Below are 17523 nucleotides of genomic sequence, written 5' to 3' on the forward strand. Positions count from 1 at the left end.
CCTTTATTTAACCTTGTTATCAATCACTAGTGGTGGCTGACCAATTTGTCTATATCTATCATCACTTGATTTATAATTACCAGAACAAGCACTTAAAAAAACACTTAATAACAATAATAAAATACCTTTTTTAACAGTAACCATTGCTCCCCCTTCCCTCTTACTAATTTGAAAACTCTTCTTTTGATATATTTAAACGCTGTATTTTATATACCAATGTTCGTCTTGAAATACCTAACTGTTTTGCTGTTTTTGTTTGATTGCCTTGATGATCACGTAAACTTTTTACAAGATGCTCACGCTCATAGTCTGCAACACTATCTTTAAGGCTATTGTCTTTAGTCGTTAATTGTCTATCAGGGCTAACATGTAGGTGTTGCGCTTCTAACTGTTCATCATCCGCGAGTAAAATAGCACGCTCCAAAAGCCCTTTTAACTCTCTGATATTACCAGGAAATGAATAACTTAATAGTTTATCCATAAAGCATTGACTTATTATACTTTTTTTCCGGCCTAAAAACTGACACGTATTATCAATAAAGAAATCAACCAATGCCAAAATATCATCACCACGATCCCGTAGTGGTGGTAATTCGATGGGGAACTTGGCCAAACGATAATAAAGGTCTTCTCTAAAATTCCCTTTTTTTATTTCATCCAATAAATTACGGTGCGTTGCAGCAATAACCCTTACATCTATTTTAAAGGTTTTGTTACTACCCAGTGGCCGTACTTCTCCTTCTTGCAAAACACGCAGTAACTTTGCTTGCAACACAATAGGCATATCACCAATTTCATCCAAAAACAGCGTCCCACCATCGGCCTCTCTAAGCAAACCTAAATGGTCTTTATCTGCCCCTGTAAACGCCCCCTTACTATAACCAAACAACTCACTCTCTAGTAATGTTTCAGGCATAGAAGCGCAGTTTTGTACAACAAATGCTTTGTTTTTTCTTATGCTGTAATGATGGATTGCTTTAGCAACTAGCTCTTTACCTGTTCCTGTCTCACCAGTTACAAGAACAGTGAATGGCGTATGTAGTACTTTGCTCATTAATGAATACACTGACTTCATTGCTGGGCTGCTACCTATTAAGCCATAATGCTCTTTTGTAACAACACTTTCCTTATCCCTTTTTATCGGTGCTGTATCCTTTACTTGTAAAGCGATCAATCGTGTATATTGAATAAATGTTAATCGATAAAAATCTTGCAATAATGCTGTTTTATTATCCCAGTCCATTGCTTCAAAACTAGCACAAACAAGTAAACCATCAATTTGTTGCCTATTTAATAACGGTAAGACTAATAAACTACGCCAGCTTTTGTTCTCTTGCGGTAGAAAATTAATCTCTAATGAAAAACTACTCACATCATTCGTGATAATAGGTTTATTTTGAGTCAAACAGTACTGTAATAAGGCGTCATGGTAATAATCATACGAAATATCTTGCGTCAAACACGTATGTTCATCCTTACATTGTCCATAGAGATTTAATCGTGTTTTATCTTGATCCAACAAATATAACTGTACTAACGATGCCGATGTAGCACAAGCAGCCGCAGACAATGCACAGACTACGAGAGAATGTACATTGCTCGCCTCAATAAGAGACGCATAATATTTAGCAGCTAACTTATCCATCACAATTAATAAAACTCACAAGTTACAGTATTTTCAGCATCAACTACGATATTAACGCGCTTTAACTCCTCTTTTTTCGCCATCGCTTCTAATAAACGATCGGTAATATGAGGAATAATATACTGGTCTAATAATGCATCAATTAAACGAGCACCACTTTCACTGTGTGTACAACGCTCGGCTAAAACGCCAATTAACGCAGGATCATACGTTAACTCTAATTTACGTTGCTGCATACGGTTTGCTAAACGTCCTAGTTTGATCTCAATAAGTTCGTTTAATACCTCTCCATCAACAGGATAGTAAGGCACAACCTTCATACGACCTAAGAGTGCTGGTTTAAAATGCTTACTTAACGCAGGTCTAATCGCTTCTTCTAATGTTTCTGGCGCAGGTCTTGCTCCATCCTTACACAATGTTGAAATAATATCACTGGCTAAATTAGAGGTCATAATGATCAAAGTGTTTCTAAAGTTAATCTCTCTACCTTCACCATCATTAGCAATCCCTTTATCAAAAACTTGATAGAACAAGTTCATCACATCAGGATCGGCCTTTTCCACTTCATCCAATAAAATAACTGAGTAAGGTTTTTGACGAACAGCCTCCGTCAACATACCACCCTCACCATAACCTACATAGCCTGGAGGAGAACCAATTAAACGAGAGACCGTATGTTTTTCCTGAAACTCTGACATGTTAATCACAGTTAAGAAACGATCACCGCCATATAGCAAGTCAGATAACGCTAATGCTGTTTCTGTTTTACCAACACCGCTTGGCCCTACAAATAAGAACACACCAACAGGCATTTCTGGGCGGTTTAAGCCTGCCGCAGAAGTACGAATCGCTTTATCTAACGCTACAATAGCTTGCTCTTGCCCCCTCACTCTCTCACGAAGCTCTGTAGCAAAACTCATCACTTTAATGTTGTGTTCTTTCGCTAACTGCTCTACAGGAATACCCGTCCATCCGCTAATGACTTCTGCAATAAGTCTCGGGCACACTTCAAAACTGACCAGGCGTTCACTTTCTTGAGCCTCTTCCAGTAATACGTGTATTCTATTTAATTCTTTCTGTACTTGTGCTAGCTGCTCAGTTACTTGTTCAGGCGTTACTTGTATGGTGAGCGCCTCAATAGACTCCTCAACAAATTCTCCAGCCTCTGTTATCTCTTCAACAACAGTCTCAACAACTTCCGTAACGATTGCATCATCTGTTGTTTGTAATGATTCTTGCTCTAAGTCTTGCTTCACTTTTTGTAACTGACTGTATTGCTTTCTTAAACCAATCAACTGCTCTGCAAGATCTTTTTGATACTCCCAACGCTCAATAAACTGCTCTAACTCTAGCCTTGTGTCCGCTAATGTTGTCTCTAAGGTTGCTAATAGCTCTTCATCTATTTTTAAACCAGCCAAACTATCGCGCTTTAATGCTTGATATTGTCTTTCATCAACAGCAATCTTCGTACGTAGTTGCTCAACCTTTGCAGGTGCTGAAGCAAGACTAATTTTCACACGTGCACTCGCTGTATCTAGCACGTCAACTGCCTTATCGGGTAATTGACGACCTGCCAAATATCGAGCAGAAAGTTCAGCCGCTGCAACAACAGCATCATCTCTTAAATAAATACCGTGGCTACGCTCATAAACATGTGCTAAGCCGCGCAATATAGTAACAGCTTCATCAATGGTGGGTTCATGGAGTTGTACCGCCTGAAAACGGCGAGCCAATGCAGCGTCTTTTTCAAAATATTTTTTATATTCAGACCAAGTAGTTGCCGCAATTGTACAAAGCTCTCCTCGCGCAAGTGCAGGCTTTAGAAGATTTGCAGCATCTGAACCACCCGCATCACCACCAGAACCAATCATCATGTGGGCTTCATCAATAAATAATATGATGGGTTTAGGAGAAGCTTTTACCTCATCAATCAGACCTTTCAAACGACGCTCAAACTCGCCTTTCATACTGGCGCCAGCTTGTAAAAGCCCCATGTCTAATGACAGTAACTCCATGCCTTTTAAGATTTCAGGTACATCACCTTCGGCTATACGAATAGCCAAACCTTCAACAACCGCTGTTTTACCAACACCCGCTTCCCCCACAATGATCGGGTTATTTTTACGGCGACGCGCCAAAATATCAATCATTTGGCGAATGGCATCATCACGGCAAAGCACTGGGTCTAATTTATTTTCTCGTGCTTGTTGTGTGAAATTATGGGTAAACTTCTTAATAAAAGACTCCACACCTTCACGGATAACATTCGCAGAGCCTGTCTGCTCAACTTGGTCCGCTAAGACGTAATCACGTAAACGTGCTTCATCAATTTGTGACAATAATTTATAGTATTTTGTACCTACATAACGAAGATTATTACGCAATAAGGCTAAAATTAAAGCGGCTTGATCAATGTAGTTTCGTTCTAACTCTAAATTTGCAAGCAATAATGCATCTTGCATCCATTGCACCAACTCCACAGAGAAAACAGGATTTTGTGTTTCATGTGACTCAGCACGAAGCTGTAGTACTGATAACAACTCGCCCAACTCTATCCCTGCATCTTGTACAGCTTTATTGATTAGACTATCTGGCGTACCCAACATACTCAGTAGCATATCTTCAATTAAAACTTTATTGCCGCCTCTAACAACACAAGCTTCTGCTGCTTTTTCAAGATCTTTGCGTGTCTGGGTATCTAACGCCTGAATTAATTGTTGCAAATCTATATTAATCATCAATAATCCTTTCTACATTTGATTTTTTAGTAAAATTTCGCCGTCGGCTCTTTCTTTACCAAGCCAACTTGTCCAACCAAGCAGACATTCACTGTTATTGCCTATTCTTAAATCTCGAATTTCGTTCTTTAATAATTGTAATTTAATATCGTATTCCAACGGATCCCTTAAGATAAAACCAACCAGTGTATTAAGCTGATCATATTCTTTATAAATCGGTAAAAATTGATGAAACTGATCCCACGTTAACTTCAAAATATGTATTCTAAATTTACCACTTCGGTCTCTTACCTCGGTACCAATTACAAGTGTATCCCCCATGATACTATTGGCTTGCCCTAAGCGGTTAAGTTGATCTTCTGCAATTTTCACTCTACGCTCAACGCACTGCTCTACAAAAATATCTTTATGCTTGAAGTAGTAACGCAACACCGCCTCAACTAACACCGCTGAGTGAGCACGTAAACTAATCATGCCTAAATAAGGCAATAATCGCTTCCAGTTAAGATTATTTGACTTTCTTAATGCTTCGGGGCCCAAGCCAATCAGCGAAAATAACTTTGCTGAAAAACTGTCTAAAGCTCCATCTTTATAAAACGCGTAATAGCGATATTTTTTCCAAATAGGTAACAATAACCGTTGAAGACGATCATTAAAATAGTTTAGAAAGTCTCTTGTAGTATTATCATCTTCGGTACTATCACCTAATGCCTGCTCACTATAAAAAATTGGCATTGGAGAATTTGCACCAATCAGCCCCAAAGGATTAATACACATTCTTACTCGAACTTGCTGATCCTCAATAAAAAACTCCACATACTCAATATCACAGGTTGGGAATCCTAAACTTGGGTTAGCAACAAACTCAATACGTTCATAAATTTCATCATCGGTCAGCGCTTCATCCGTAATACTACGAAGATAATCGACTGTTAATAAAACACCCTGAAATAATGAATACTTACGAATATTCTTCTCATTCCATAAAGGTAAAGCAGGTAGCGTCTCTTTTGCATCTCCCCGATAACGAATATTTTTAGCCGACATTATTTCCCCCAACTCATAATAATGCCTGTTGCCCTATACGTAATGGCCACCGATATGTTTGATTGTGTGTACTGTGCACGACGAGCTCATGGAATGAATTCAAGCTCACATATAGAATAAAAAATTCATTTAATACAGAGGCAAATAAAAACAAATCGCCATCTCCAATATACCCTTCTGGGTCAATCGTCAGTTCTGTTCTGATCCCCCTAAAAGGTAACCCCTTATGTAGTCGGTCCACAGGCTTATATTTAATGTCTTTTAGCCCTGCTAATAATCTACGACTAATTCGCTCATGTTGTTGGTCATAATAGCGAGGGAAATCATACGTTTCTAATACTACTTTTAACGGCTCTATATCAGCAAGGGATAAGTAGTTAAGTGACATGTTGCTAATGATGCGCCATAAAAAGCCTGTTTCTATAGGAGGCGCATAACTTGTTGTAGGTGGAACAATATTTTTAAACACTAAGTTATCTGGAATTGTTTCAGAAGCAACACAGATATCTCCCACACGTAATTGTGTAGGTAGGTTTTGATTAGTACATGTTAAATCAATAGATAAAGTATCCCCTGTAAAGAGTGTACTATCTTTGCTCGCAAACCGTAGGTATGTATCCAAACCATCATGCGTTAGAGACTTTTCTTTTCTAACAAAATAAAACGGTCTTACTTCATCAACATCGAAACTGGCATCATGCTCAAAAGATTCAAAAGGAACGTATTCTTTATATTCATTGCGCGTATTACTCCAACCAATCACTTTATCAACAGAAAAAACTTCATAATGTCCTGCTGTATTGATACTGGGTAAAATATGATATTCATTATCAGTACCTGTAAAGTTAATTGGCATGGCATTATGCGAAAATAAATTAACAACGGGGGTACAATTTAATTTGATGTTTTCTTTCGTTGGCTGAATACGCTGCATATTTGCCCGACGAATATTAAAACGTACCATGATACCTTTTGTTTTTTCTAATAGATCTTCTGGCAATGTTTTTAAAGTATCCATTCGCTCAAGATCTACAAACAAAAACTTATCCTGAAACGCAAAATACTCTTGAATATAACGATAACCACGAAATGTATTTTCTGGATAGGGCAATAAGGCTTCATCTTCTGCATATCCCACAGCTTTAATATGCTCTGGCCCAATAGTCTTTACTCCTAAAACATTGCCATTGCTATCTGTAAAAGATTCACCTTTTTCATTTAATGGTACTAGCTGAATAGTATCAATGTGTCTTAATAAGCACAAATAAAGCATTTGGCTAATATAACGCTCGCCTGTCAAGTGTAATCTAAGCTTATCAAGAGGTGCACCTACTAAATTACCCTCGCCCTTAAGCATTAACTTTAAACTAAGAACTGCACCACCGTTTTTAATGGCATAATCCACATCATCCAAATCGAGTGCATTAATCTTGGTTTCATAACAGGTTTGAAATTGACAAACCGTTCCCTCGACAGGAGTGGAGTTAACCACAGAATGCCTTGCCAAAGTGACACTTTCTTCTGTTTCATCAAGAGCATCAAATTCAATAATACTAAAAGCAGGTAATGACCTCATATAATTAGGCCATAATAAATTCATTAATGAGTGAGCTAACTCTGGTAGCTCATCATCGAGTCGTTGCCTTAAACGTCCTGTTAAAAAGGCAAAACTTTCTAATAACCGCTCAACATCAGGATCACGACTACCATCACCTATGAAAGGAGCTAACGCAGGATTCCTTTGTGCAAACTGTTTACCCATACGACGTAAAGCAGTTAACTCTTGCAGGTAATAATAATTAAATGACACTGAAACTCCTTAGAAGTTTATCTGCTATTATTAATAACGTTTATTTATCTTCACTTGCCCAGAACCATTTAAAGAAGCACCAAATGAAACCTCTCTTTTGATTCCATCAACTTCTATCATTCCTTCAATACTAAATGACAGGTTTAATGGATCATGCGTTCTAGGTAGAGTAACAACTCTTACCTCAGACAATCTAGGCTCATACAACTCCACAAATCGCTCAATAGCGATACGCGATTGTTGTAAAGAATCATGTAACGATAAATTCAAATCATTTAAATCAGGTAAACCATAATCAGGTAATGTTTGAACACTACCTGCACGGGTGCTTAACATCTTTGCTAAATGATTAGCAACTGAAAGAGTAATAGCAGCCTCATCATCAAACTGATTTCTCGTCGCAGGAATATCTGCTAACCGTTCAAAAAGGCTGCCATACTTACTCATATATCAGCCCTATTACTCCTTATCTAACTTACCAACTAAGGATAAGGTAAAATCAGCACCCATATATTTAAAGTGAGGGCGGACATTAACTGTTACACGGTACCAGCCTGGCTCACCCTCTACGTCTGTCACAATAATTTGTGCAGCACGTAATGGCCGACGTCCACGTACTTCAGCACTTGGGTTTTCTTGGTCAGCAATGTATTGGCGAATCCATTTGTTAAGCTCACGCTCAAGGTCCACTCGCTCTTTCCAAGAGCCTAATTGCTCACGTTGCAATACTTTAATATAGTGTGCAAGCCGGCTAATCACAAATAAATAAGGTAATTGTGTACCTAATTTATAATTAAGCTCAGCATTTTTACCTTCTTCACTGATACCAAAAAATTTTGGTTTTTGTACAGAATTAGCTGAAAAGAATGCTGCATTATCACTGCCCTTACGCATAGTTAATGCAATAAAGCCTGACTCTGCCAATTCATACTCACGACGATCTGAAACCAATACTTCAGTTGGGATCTTCGTCTCAATTTCACCCATGCTTTCAAAATGGTGTAGCGGTAAGTCTTCAACAGCACCACCACTTCTTGGGCCAATAATGTTTGGACACCAACGGTATTTAGCAAAACTGTCTGTTAAGCGAGTTCCAAAAGCAAAGGCAGTATTTCCCCATAGGTAATGTTCATGACTTTCTGATACATTTTCTTTATAAGTAAATGTTTTAACAGGATTATCTTCAGGATCATAAGGGTTGCGTAACAAGAAGCGAGGAACAGTTAATCCACAGTAACGAGAATCTTCTTGCTCTCTAAAGCTTTGCCACTTAGTAAATAATGGACCTTCAAAATGGTCTTTTAAGTCTTTCATATCAGGTAAACCAGTGAAAGCTTCTAAACCGAAGAATTGAGGACCTGCCGCCGCAATAAATGGTGCATGAGCCATACAAGCAACTGCTGATAAATATTGCATTAACTTAACATCAGGAGAACTTGGCCCAAAATAATAGTTACCTAGGATAGAACCTACTGGCATACCACCAAATTGACCATATTCTGCAGTATATACATGTTTATATAAGCCTGACTTAAAGATTTCTGGTGCATCTTCAAAATCATCTAATAAATCTTGTTTTGAAACATTTAAAATTTCTATTTTATTATTTTCACGGAAGTCCGTACGATCAACCAATAATTTCAAACCGCGCCATGTTGATTCAAGACTTTGCATGTCTGGATGGTGTAAAATCTCATCCATTTGACGACTAAGCTTTTCATCAATTTCATTGATCATACGATCAACAAGTGCCTTTTTAATAGGCTCATTTTTATTCTGAGGCTTTAATAACTCCTCAATAAAAACAGCAATACCTTGCTTAGCAACATTATAAGCCTCGTCTTCTGGAGTTAGCTTAGTCTCAGCAATGATGCGATCAAGAATACTATGCTCTGTAGCAACTGACTTGGATTTTGCTTCTTGTGAGCTAGAACTCATTACTTATCTCCTTTCTTATCTTTAGCAGCATCTTTTTCGGCATTAGATAGACCTAATTCTTTAAGTACTTTATCTAGAGATTCATCGTCAGCCAATACGCTTTCAATCGCTTTTCTAAACGCAGGCGCATTCCCCAATGGACCTTTTAAAGCTACTAATGCATCACGTAATTCCATTAACTTCTTCAACTCTGGTACTCTTTCCACAATATTTGCTGGATCAAAATCTTTCATATTTTTGAACTGTAAGTTAACAGCTAACTCACTGTCTGGATCTTCATCTTGCAAACGGTTAGGAACAGAAATATTTAAGTCTAAGTTTTGCTTTTCTAATACATCATTAAATGTATTTTTATCAATACTAACTGGCTTTCTTTCTTCTAAAGCACGGTCATCTGGACGCTGAGTAAAATCACCTAACACCATTAGCTTAAAAGGAATTTCGATTTCTTCTTGAGCATCCCCTATTGCTGGTTTGAATGTTACATTAATACGCTCTTTAGGTGCTACCGAGCTCTCTTTTTTAGCCATAACGCTCTCCATTAATTACTAAAGTTTTAGATAAAAACGATTAGTTCTCATCCATAATCAAATCCATGTTCAAAAAACATAGCCTTTTATACAATTGCTCTTTACTCTCTCTTATTACCTGAGATTGTGGTAACAATTCACAACACTTATACAAGAGATAGACCACCTCTAATACTAATGCTGGTTCCCACTTATCAATGCCCAATTGACAAATCTGATCATCCAAGTTTTCTAATTGTGTTTTCGCTAGTTCATAACGTTTATCCGCCAAACACAATTTAGCCATGCATAATCGCCAAAAGAACTTCTCACGCTCTCCTTTTGCCTTATTTAACCCCTCCATCAAAGGAGACATCGACTCTTTCAATTTCACTTTAGAAAGTACAGCAATACTTTCATGCAACGCAACATCCCAAGGCGCTTGCTCACCAGACTCTTGAATAATTGATTGCGTAGCCAACTGCGCTGTTTGACTCTTCAGTCTTGGTAAGACATATTCATTAATCCAAGAGACTGTATTCTCATCCGCAAAAGGTGTCTTATCATGAAATTGTAACTCAATTAATTGCGGCAACCTTTCTAAAAATAATGCCAGCTGTACCTCTATCTCAACCATTGCCGCGTCAATACGTAATGCTTTGACACATTGCCAGACAATATACTGCCCATCTAACCAAAATGGTGCTTTAGAAATACTGGCCTCAACATCAACAATTAAATCGGCATAAAGCCCCTGTGCCAAACGCTCTTTATAATTATTAATCTTATCATTAGGAATCGGCCGCAAAACGGTTACACCTTCTTTATTTTCAGGCAACGTTTCTATGATCAACCATAGAAGCGTACGATTTAAGCGTAATGCTTTAATGTCAGTTGGCCTTTGATTTAACCACCATGTGCATAAAACTCGACTATTATCTTGTAATGTACGAAGTAATTTATTAGCGTCTCGCTCATTATCTAGTGAAGATACAACCGTCAGTGAGGAAGGTGTAGAAGAAACAAGAGAAGAAGCCTTGACGGCTGCTTCTGCCGCTGCCGAAGAAGCCACTTGAGAATCCACCTTATTAGTTTCAGAGTCACTAGCAAGCATTCGTTCAAGACGGCGACAAGTCGGCATAATGAGTGGTAAATTATCCTGATCTGGCCATTGGCTAGTTAAAATACCATCCAGTCGCTTTAACTCTTCTAAAAGTGCAGTAAATAAAGGAATATGTTCATAAACGGGAACTGCCTCTTGAAATAGCTGTTCTATGCGCGTAACAAGCCAGTCAAATGAAGAAACCCGCGTTCGTTGTTTAGTGGGATAAATATCAGCCCAACTTTTCTCAATAAGTGTATTAGTAATATGAAGACCTACCTGCAGGCCCTCAAAAGAATCCTTTTTAAAAAGAGCCCATGAAAACCAGCATAAAACCCTAATATCTTTCGATTGTGTTGTTAAAAGCTTTACACTTAACTCAATAACTTTTGGCCAATCAGTTACTGCATTCGTAAATAATGCAGCCGCACTTGATATACTATTTTCTATTTCTTCAAAATTTTCTGAATAACGTGAATCCTGCCCTACAAAGCTATCCATACTTATAGGTGCTAATAAAGATTCATAATTTTTTAATAAAGGATTAACGAACAACTTCTCTACCCTATTTAAATAAAACTATATTCATCCAGCAGAATAAGCGATTGTGTCTCTTTTATTATTAAAATGCTCCACACATTTCTTTAAAATCAATCACATCAACTACTAATAATATCTAAACCTACACGATAACAGCTCGCCATTATTTAGACTGACTTAAACCATCACTTACGGGACAAACATCCAACCCTTTAGAACCTAAAATAAGATTATTTCTATCTGTATCAAACTCAATATTGCAACATACAACTTTTGGTTTCAAATAATAAGCATCGTCATTACGAATACCCAAAGCAAACATATCCTGTGTTTTACAGTACCGCCACGTATAGCGCTTGTAGTCAGTCCAATCCTCAATGACATCAGGATTTCTATTAAGCTTACTAATAACTACTAAAATATGCTGGCTTGTTAAATTAGATGCTTCTTCCCAGCTACCATTTTGTTTACTACTACAACCATTGATAATTAAAAACAGCATAGACAGTAAAAAAAAACTTAAATTGTTCATCCTTCTGAAATAAGATAGAACTTTAATATTTTTTTTGTCATCATCCATAACCAATTTTTTCAGAATCACTACCAATATGTTAAGCATACAAATAAGTCGATTGTCTAACATTTACTGTTTACCATTAGACAATAGGATAAAATATTTAGCAATAGTATATCCTTAGTTTTATTAATAGTATATCCCTAGTTTCACTATTCGATATTTATTTTTGATAGACCGCCCAAGAATACGAAGACTTCACAGTCCCACATAGCATGATCATAAAAAAAGCCTATTAAACAATGAGTTTTAATCATTTTAAATTAATCAACAATACTGTTTGAAACGGTAATTTCCATATAAAACAACATTCATTCCTGACGTTTTTTATACTTTTGTTTAAAAATATATACCATACTTCATTAGTCAACAAGTTGCCACTGTTTTTTTAAACGTTTATCTGAAATAGGAAATTTTGTCCCCAACTGCTGTGCGAACAAAGAAACCCTATACTCCTCTATCATCCATCGGTACAAAAACAATGCTGTATCTCGTCTTCCTTCTTTTAAGTGTTTATCCCTTTTTTCTTGATATAAATGCCAATACTCAGACAACTCTGCACTATACACGCGATCTTTTTGCAATTGTGTAGGCAACTTAACCAAACGTTGCTCAATTGCTTTTAAGTAACGGGGATATTCTTTTAACCATTCTAATGGCGTGTCCCTAACAAAATGCAAATTAACCAAATTAGCAAGCTGTTGTTTAATATCTGCTAAGGAAACAGCATGAGATAGATCTATTTTACCTTTTAAATACTTTTGTAAACCATGATATAGATTTAGAATATTGGCGATTAATCTTACTAAAAGGTCAGCATTATCAAACCAAGCACCGCGTTTTTGTTCCGCTAAAACGGCTAAACTTGCTGCATCACGAGGGAGTATGGCTTCATCAGCTAAAATCGTTTCATCTACACTCGCTAATAAAATATCATCCAATAAACCATCTAATCGCCCGAAATCTTTAAAATATAACCCTAACTCTGTTTGTAATGGTAGTTTATTGCGTAAAAACTTGGACTGCTCCGCTAATTGCTGTAATAACAAGCGCTGTAAAGCGCGTCGATGTTGATAATTAGCTTCAGCCTGTGTAGAAAACCGCCCCTCTTTTACGATGCTATTTTCCTCAAACAGTGCAGGATAAACTGTCATACTCAATCCTGCTACTTTATGCTGTTGAGTAGTAGGCAACACATCAAAATGCTTTGCTTCAACCGTTTTATTTACTTGCTTTTCTTTAGGAATGGCTAATGCTGCTTGGCTTTCTTTAGTAAAGCGAATAACTAGTGCCTCTAAATCTCTACCCTCACCTAGTCGCTTAGCTAGCGAATCAACTACCTCTATATTCATTCTTAAATAATCATCAAGGCCTTCTTCAGCTTCAAGCCAAGCCTCATCTGGAATACGGACACCTGTCATTCTTAATAACTGCTGACCTAAGGCTTGATACAAACTGTCATGAGCAAAGGGTATTGTTGCCAAAGCTGCTTTAACAAAATCGGGAACTGGAACAAAATTCTTACGAATAGATTTTGGTAAGTTACGCACTAACGCAATTGCGCGCTGTTCCAATAGTCCCGGAACTAGCCAATTAAGACGCTCTTTAGACAACTGGGGTAAAAGTGGCGCAGGAACTTTTATGGTTACACCATCACGTGGATTACCTGGCTCAAAAACATAGCTCAACGATAACGTCAAACCATTCAACTCTAAGCTATCAGGAAACTGGTTTGTCGTTACCTCATCGGCGGTTCTCGCTAGAGCGTCTGCTTCCGTCATTATCAGTAGTTTAGGATTTATCTTACTCTCACGTTGATACCACTTATCAAAACTTGCTGTTTGATAAATATCTTGTGGTATATACTGATCATAATACTGATAAAGCGTTTCTTCATCGGCAATGATATCACGGCGACGGGCTTTAGCCTCGAGATCATCTAGACGCTCCATTAGCTGGCGATTAGCCTCCAAACATTTCGTTTTCGATATAATCTCACCTCTTACCAAGCCTTCTCGAATAAATAGCTCTCGAGCAATAACAGGATCATGAGGACCATAATGAACAGCTCGGCGTCCCACAATAATCAACCCATATAAAGTCACTTGTTCAAAGGCAACAACTTGCCCTCTTTTCTTCTCCCAGTGTGGCTCTAAATAAGTTCGCTTTAATAGATGCTGAGCCAGAGTCTCTAACCATACAGGATCTATTTTAGCAACAATACGCGCAAACAATTTTGTGGTTTCCACCAACTCAGCAGCCATAGCCCACTGCGGCCCTTTTTTTGCCAACCCCGTTGAGGGATGAATCCAAAAACGTTTTTGTCTAGCACCTAAATAATCATTGTCCTCTGTTTTCTGACCAATATGGCTTAATAACCCTGATAAAACAGCTCTATGAACTGCATCATAATTAACATTAGATTCATGATGATTAACACCCGTTTTTTGGTGAGTTAATAACTTCATTTCTCGACAAATTAATAATAACTGCCGATGCGCATCTCGCCACTCACGCAAACGCAAATAATTTAAAAAATTTCTACGACACCAACTTCTTAACTGATTAGCACCCAATGCCTGACGTTGTTCCTCAAAGCCGCGCCATAAATTAACCAACGCTGCAAAATCAGAGTCTGGATCTTTCCATTGAGCATGAGCTTGGTCGGCAGCTTGTTGCTTTTCTATAGGTCGCTCTCTCGGATCTTGAACAGAAAGCGCACTGCTAATAATCAATAATTCATCTAAAACACCGCACCGCGAACCTTCTATCAACATACGCCCCAAACGTGGGTCTATGGGTAAACGTGCTAATTGATGCCCTAAATTAGTCAAATCTCCCTTCAAAGTAACGGCAGAAATTTCTTGCAATAGCGTAAAACCATCCTTAATCGCTTTGCTTTCCGGCGGCTCAATAAAAGGAAAATCTTCAATTTGCCCTAATCGAAGATGGAGCATTTGTAAAATAACTGCCGCAAGATTCGTACGTAAAATCTCAGGGTCAGTAAAAAGTGGGCGACTTAAAAAATCCTCTTCACTGTACAAACGAATACAAACCCCCGCCTCAACCCGACCACAACGCCCTTTTCTCTGATTAGCACTGGCTTGAGAAATCGCTTCAATAGGAAGCCGTTGTACTTTAGCACGATAGCTATAACGGCTAATTCTGGCAACACCACTGTCGATAACATAACGAATACCGGGAACAGTCAAAGATGTTTCTGCCACGTTTGTTGCTAATACGATACGACGACCTGTTTGGGCCGGTTGAAAAATACGTTGCTGCTCAGCTGGGGTCAATCTTGCATACAGCGGTAAAACCTCCGTATCTCTTAAATTAGCTTTACGCAAAATATCGGCTGAATCTCTAATCTCACGCTCACCGGGTAAAAAAACCAAAACGTCACCGGCTGAGCGCTGATTCATTTTTTCAAACTTTTCTACCTCAGAAAGCGCCGCTATAATACCCTGATCTACCGACAAGTCTTCTTCTAAAGCGTTTCCTTCACTGTCCAACTCACTGACTAGCGGGCGATACCATGTATCAACGGGATATGTACGTCCTGATACTTCAATAATAGGCGCATCATTAAAATGCTTTGAAAATCTATCCAAATCAATAGTTGCTGAGGTTATTATCAACTTTAAATCAGGTCGCTTAAGTAATAAAACTTTTAAGAATCCGAGCAAAAAATCGATATTTAAACTACGTTCGTGTGCCTCATCAACAATAATAGTGTCGTAGCGGTTTAAAAAACGATCATGCTGAGTTTCTGATAGTAAAATACCATCTGTCATTAATTTAATGAGTGTCTCATCAGTACTCTTATCTTCAAATCGAACCTGATAGCCAACCAAACCGCCGAAAGGAGTTCCTAACTCATCTGCTACACGATTTCCTACACTACGAGCAGCCAATCTTCTTGGCTGCGTGTGTCCAATCATTCCATGGATACCACGGCCTATTTCCAGACAGATCTTAGGCAATTGTGTCGTTTTACCTGACCCTGTTTCCCCTGCAATAATAACTACCTGATTATCTAGTATGGCCTTTTTTATCTCTTCTCTTTTTGCTGCAATAGGTAAACTATCATCATAATGAATAGTGGGAATGCTTTGCTTTCTATTTAATACTTTTTGTGAGGAGCTTTGTAATCTTTCTATCCATTGCGCCATTTTCTTTTCATCAAAACGTTTTTTTAACGCAAAAAAATCTCGACGCAAAGCATAACGATCAGCGATCATTGTTTGATCAAGACGCTCCAACAAAGCATTATCTAATTTTCTTTCAGTTATCATTTATCAAGTATCTGGTATTGCAAAACCATCATTATAGTACGTTTAACCTCATTCATTGAAAATTATTGTTCATCTTTAAATTTTTTCTTTCATCAAATAAATTTATCAACGTGATCAATAAAAATTATTTTCTTATTGCTCCGGACTAGAGAAAAATACTGTATATATGTTATTGTTTATACACCGTAACCACAATATTGCTATTTGCGATAGCAAAAGAGCTTGACGAGTAATGTAATGACAAATTTACCTATTGAGAATTTAAATGTAATTTCAAATAATGCATTAATTACACCAGAACAACTTAAGCAAGAGATACCTTTAACAGAAACAGCATCTAATACAGTTTCTTATGGTCGCCAAGTTGTGCGGGATATTTTAGACCATAAGGATCATCGTCTATTTATTGTCGTTGGTCCTTGCTCGATTCATGATCTAAAGGCAGCAAAAGAATATGCCACACGCTTAAAATCATTGGCTGACGAAGTGAAGGATACACTCTTTTTAATTATGCGTGTCTACTTTGAAAAACCAAGAACAACGGTTGGTTGGAAAGGACTTATTAACGATCCCTACTTAGATGATTCATTTAAAATCGAAGATGGACTTAAAATCGGTCGTCAACTTCTATTAGACTTAGCTGAACTTGAGTTACCAACCGCAACAGAGGCATTAGACCCTATTACGCCTCAATACCTACAAGACCTTATTAGTTGGTCTGCCATTGGAGCACGTACCACTGAATCACAAACCCATCGTGAAATGGCCTCTGGTCTATCATCGGCTGTTGGTTTTAAAAATGGTACAGATGGTGGCTTAACTGTGGCAATCAATGCTTTACAGTCAGTATCGAACCAACATCGTTTTCTAGGTATTGACCAAAAAGGTGGTGTTTCTATCGTAACAACACGCGGTAACCCTTACGGTCATGTAGTATTACGTGGCGGAAATGGTCGCCCTAACTATGATTCAGTCAGCGTATCTATTTGTGAACAAGAGTTAGCTAAAGCTAAAATCACACCCAATATTATGATTGATTGCAGCCATGCAAACTCTAACAAAGACCCTGCGTTGCAACCATTAGTGATGGAAAACATTACTAATCAAATCGTAGAAGGCAATAAGTCCATTGTTGGCCTCATGGTTGAAAGTAATTTAGGATGGGGAAGCCAGCCTATTGCTAAAGACTTAAGTCAGCTTAAGTATGGCGTATCTGTAACCGATGCCTGTATCGACTGGGAAACCACAGAAAAAACCATCCGCCTTATGCATACACGATTAAAAGATATTCTTCCTAATCGTAAATAGCACTCAACACGCTT

12 protein-coding genes are annotated in these 17523 nt (G+C 37.9%); 1 reads left to right on the forward strand and 11 read right to left on the reverse strand.

What is annotated here, in order from left to right; genetic code table 11:
- Window positions 1–3 precede the first annotated feature (3 nt).
- The 11 genes from DM558_RS10520 to hrpA form a co-directional block, all read right to left on the reverse strand.
- Complete coding sequence (locus DM558_RS10520) at window positions 4–144, reverse strand: type VI secretion protein (RefSeq protein ID WP_127163967.1); 141 nt, start codon at window positions 142–144, stop codon at window positions 4–6.
- 19 nt (window positions 145–163) lie between these two features.
- Window positions 164–1645: a sigma-54 interaction domain-containing protein gene (locus tag DM558_RS10525; protein ID WP_127164878.1), complete on the reverse strand. Its 1482-nt coding sequence runs from the start codon at window positions 1643–1645 to the stop codon at window positions 164–166.
- 5 nt (window positions 1646–1650) lie between these two features.
- Entirely contained in the window at window positions 1651–4383 is a 2733-nt protein-coding gene (gene tssH / locus DM558_RS10530) for a type VI secretion system ATPase TssH (RefSeq protein ID WP_127163968.1), read from the reverse strand.
- A gap of 12 nt (window positions 4384–4395) precedes the next feature.
- Window positions 4396–5430: a type VI secretion system baseplate subunit TssG gene (gene tssG / locus DM558_RS10535; protein WP_127163969.1), complete on the reverse strand. Its 1035-nt coding sequence runs from the start codon at window positions 5428–5430 to the stop codon at window positions 4396–4398.
- A 13-nt stretch (window positions 5431–5443) separates the two neighbouring features.
- Window positions 5444–7240 (reverse strand): type VI secretion system baseplate subunit TssF, encoded by a 1797-nt coding sequence (gene tssF, locus DM558_RS10540; RefSeq protein ID WP_127163970.1) that lies wholly within the window; start codon window positions 7238–7240, stop codon window positions 5444–5446.
- Window positions 7241–7270: 30 nt separating this feature from the next.
- The gene (tssE, locus tag DM558_RS10545) at window positions 7271–7687 is read right to left on the reverse strand and encodes a type VI secretion system baseplate subunit TssE (RefSeq protein WP_127163971.1); all 417 of its coding nucleotides are present in this window, start codon (window positions 7685–7687) and stop codon (window positions 7271–7273) included.
- A 12-nt stretch (window positions 7688–7699) separates the two neighbouring features.
- On the reverse strand, window positions 7700–9178 hold the full coding sequence (gene tssC / locus DM558_RS10550) for a type VI secretion system contractile sheath large subunit (protein WP_109701748.1): 1479 nt from the start codon (window positions 9176–9178) through the stop codon (window positions 7700–7702).
- Window positions 9178–9708: a type VI secretion system contractile sheath small subunit gene (gene tssB / locus DM558_RS10555; RefSeq protein ID WP_127163972.1), complete on the reverse strand. Its 531-nt coding sequence runs from the start codon at window positions 9706–9708 to the stop codon at window positions 9178–9180. The genes tssC and tssB overlap by 1 nt, the downstream gene beginning before the upstream one ends.
- Before the next feature lie 40 nt (window positions 9709–9748).
- Window positions 9749–11344 carry a type VI secretion system protein TssA gene (gene tssA / locus DM558_RS10560; RefSeq protein WP_127163973.1) on the reverse strand — a complete coding sequence of 532 codons (1596 nt, stop codon included), beginning with the start codon at window positions 11342–11344 and terminating at the stop codon, window positions 9749–9751.
- Window positions 11345–11492: 148 nt separating this feature from the next.
- Window positions 11493–11972 carry a hypothetical protein gene (locus DM558_RS10565; protein WP_127163974.1) on the reverse strand — a complete coding sequence of 160 codons (480 nt, stop codon included), beginning with the start codon at window positions 11970–11972 and terminating at the stop codon, window positions 11493–11495.
- Between the two features lie 293 nt (window positions 11973–12265).
- Entirely contained in the window at window positions 12266–16201 is a 3936-nt protein-coding gene (gene hrpA / locus DM558_RS10570) for an ATP-dependent RNA helicase HrpA (protein WP_127163975.1), read from the reverse strand.
- Between the two features lie 237 nt (window positions 16202–16438).
- Between hrpA and DM558_RS10575 the strand changes: the two genes are divergently transcribed.
- Window positions 16439–17509: a 3-deoxy-7-phosphoheptulonate synthase gene (locus tag DM558_RS10575; RefSeq protein ID WP_109701743.1), complete on the forward strand. Its 1071-nt coding sequence runs from the start codon at window positions 16439–16441 to the stop codon at window positions 17507–17509.
- Window positions 17510–17523: the final 14 nt, after the last annotated feature.

The sequence above is a fragment of the Entomomonas moraniae genome (genome assembly GCF_003991975.1).
Lineage (GTDB): Bacteria > Pseudomonadota > Gammaproteobacteria > Pseudomonadales > Pseudomonadaceae > Entomomonas > Entomomonas moraniae.

Coding starts and splice junctions, on each gene's coding strand:
- DM558_RS10520 (WP_127163967.1), bottom strand. CDS start 144: ATGGTTACTGTTAAAAAAGGTATTTTATTATTGTTATTAAGTGTTTTT.
- tssH (WP_127163968.1), bottom strand. CDS start 4,383: ATGATTAATATAGATTTGCAACAATTAATTCAGGCGTTAGATACCCAG.
- hrpA (WP_127163975.1), bottom strand. CDS start 16,201: ATGATAACTGAAAGAAAATTAGATAATGCTTTGTTGGAGCGTCTTGAT.
- tssG (WP_127163969.1), bottom strand. CDS start 5,430: ATGTCGGCTAAAAATATTCGTTATCGGGGAGATGCAAAAGAGACGCTA.
- DM558_RS10565 (WP_127163974.1), bottom strand. CDS start 11,972: ATGTTAGACAATCGACTTATTTGTATGCTTAACATATTGGTAGTGATT.
- tssE (WP_127163971.1), bottom strand. CDS start 7,687: ATGAGTAAGTATGGCAGCCTTTTTGAACGGTTAGCAGATATTCCTGCG.
- DM558_RS10575 (WP_109701743.1), top strand. CDS start 16,439: ATGACAAATTTACCTATTGAGAATTTAAATGTAATTTCAAATAATGCA.
- tssB (WP_127163972.1), bottom strand. CDS start 9,708: ATGGCTAAAAAAGAGAGCTCGGTAGCACCTAAAGAGCGTATTAATGTA.
- tssC (WP_109701748.1), bottom strand. CDS start 9,178: ATGAGTTCTAGCTCACAAGAAGCAAAATCCAAGTCAGTTGCTACAGAG.
- DM558_RS10525 (WP_127164878.1), bottom strand. CDS start 1,645: ATGGATAAGTTAGCTGCTAAATATTATGCGTCTCTTATTGAGGCGAGC.